The 2,435-nt window shown below is 53.3% G+C and carries 1 protein-coding gene; it reads right to left on the reverse strand.

Annotation, left to right across the window (positions count from 1 at the left end; all coding sequences use genetic code 11):
• Window positions 1–125 precede the first annotated feature (125 nt).
• A partial coding sequence (locus tag OB13_RS13780; RefSeq protein ID WP_461490747.1) for a S46 family peptidase occupies window positions 126–2,435 on the reverse strand: 2,310 nt, incomplete at its 5' end.

Here is a 2,435-nt window from a genome sequence, read left to right on the forward strand (position 1 = left end):
CGCGCGGACAGGTCGCGACCTGTCCCTACAGGGGTTTATCAATTCTAAGAATCCTGATTCAGACCAACAAAAAAAGGCGCTGAGGATAACCCCAGCGCCTTTTGCATTAGCTTAAAAGCAGCAGCTTAGTTTTTTACTTCTACTGTTGCTGACTTCTTGCCATTTTTCTTCTTCACTTTTACCGACTTCTTACCGGTTGCCAGATCCGCTTTCGCTTCTTCAACGGCAGCATTCAGCAGGTCAGCGCTGCCATCGGCAGCAGCAGTTGCCACCCCTGCCTCGGCAGGACCCGGGCTGTTGGTGTTGACGATCGTCATCTCATTGATCAGGTTAGAGGCACCCGCGTATTTGTCTACCATGAACAGCACGTAGTTGGCGCTCACGTTGATGCAACGCTTATACTCCGGATCATACACCAGGTCACCGGTCATCGCTTCCCAGTTGCCATCAAAGGCCAGACCGATCAGCTCGCCGTTGCCATTGATCACCGGAGAACCAGAGTTACCGCCTGTGATGTCGTTGTCGGTGATGAAGTTCACGATCAGATCGCCGTCCTTGTTGGCATAGCGGCCGTAGTCTTTCGCCTCATACAACTGCTTCAGTTTCGCCGGCACTACGAATTCCTCGTTGCTCGGGTCTTCCTTCTGCATCACACCTTCCATGGTAGTGAATGTCTGGTAGGTCACGCCATCGTAAGGCTTGTAGTTTTTCACAGAGCCATAGCTCAGACGTATCGTAGAGTTCGCATCCGGGTAGTATACCTTGTCCGGGTTCATCTGGCGCAGGCCGGCAACGTACAGGCGGTTTGCTTTGGAAAGCTTCGCGTTGGCTTCAGCCAGTTTCGGCGCAATGTTGGTCGTATAGTTCTCCATGATGGCGTTCACCAGCTGGAAAGCCGGGTCGTTGGCCAGTTGCTTCTGGGTCGGGTTGGCCAGGAACTGGTTCACCTTCTGCTGATTGACCACAAACGAGTTGCCGTACACGTGGTCTGCCAGTTTGTTGAAGTCGCCTTTGTACTTGGCTACCAGCTGCTTGAACGCTTCAGGTTGCTGGTCTTTGGCGATGTCTTCGTGGTAGAACTTCATCATGGCGGCAAACACTTTCTTGTCAGAAGCTACATTGTAGTCTTTGAAGAAGGCGTCCGCTCTTGGCTTCAGGTCTTCAGCGGCTTTTTTGGCTGCCTCGGCGTTGCCGGATTTGAGGGCGTTGTTAATGGCCGTCATACGGTAAGCGAACAACAGGGCTTCGGTGCCCAACACGGCTTCGTTCAGGTATACAGAGCCGAGGTTGTACTTCCCGATCGTAGCATAGGCTTCATCCATCTCTTTCAGGGCGCTGCCATACATGGCTTTGCGGTCTGCACTGGCGTCCGCCCAGGCTTGAAACTTCTGCTCGTCGGCCTGCTTGCCTTCGATGGTCTTCATGCGCTTGATGCCTTCGTTCTGGCCGATAGAGTATTTGTAGTAGTTGGAAGTAGAGGCATACTTGGATGCATACTTGATGCGGGTGGCATCGTCTTTGTCCATGTCTTCTTTCCACAGGGCCAGCTTCTTTTCGCGCAGTTTGATGCGTGATTTGTTCAGCTGGTCTACATCCAGTTGCAGGCCATCAGAGGTCATAAAGCGCTTGGTACGGCCCGGGAAGCCGAATACCATGGCAAAGTCATCCTGCTCCACACCGCCGATGTTGATGGGCAGGTGGTGCTTTGGCTTGTATGGTACGTTCTTTTCAGAGTACTCGGCCGGCTTTCCGTCCGGGCTCATGTACACCCGGAACATAGAGAAGTCACCGGTATGGCGTGGCCACATCCAGTTGTCGGTATCACCCCCGAACTTGCCTACGGCAGAAGGAGGAGCACCTACCAGGCGCACGTCAGTAAAGCGCTCGTACACGAACAGGTAATACTCGTTGCCGTTGAAGAAGTCACGCACATAGGTCACATACTGTCCGTTGCTGTTGGCTTCTTTGGCAATGGCCTGCATACGTTGCGAAGCCAGTTGCATACGCTCCTGCTCCGGTGTGTTGTTGTTGATGCCTTCGAGCACCTTGGCCGTCACGTCGTCCATGCGCACGAGGATGTCCACGAACAGGCCTTCGTTTGGAAGTTCCTGCTTGCGGTCCATGGCCCAGAAGCCGTCCGTCAGGTAATCGTTCTTAGTCGTAGAGTGCGACTGGATCTGGCCGTAACCACAGTGGTGGTTGGTCAGCAACAGACCTTCAGCGGAGATGAACTCGCCTGTGCAAAAGCCACCGAATTGTACGATTGCATCTTTCAGGCTGGAGTTGTTCACGTTGTAAATTTCTTCGGCAGTCAGCTGCAAGCCTTTTTTCTGCATATCGGCGTGGTTCAGGCGCTTGATAAGCATCGGCAGCCACATACCTTCGTCTGCTTTGGCGAAGGGAACGCACAGCGAGACTAAAAGAAGGAGTGAAAG

The organism is Pontibacter sp. HJ8 (genome assembly GCF_054824225.1).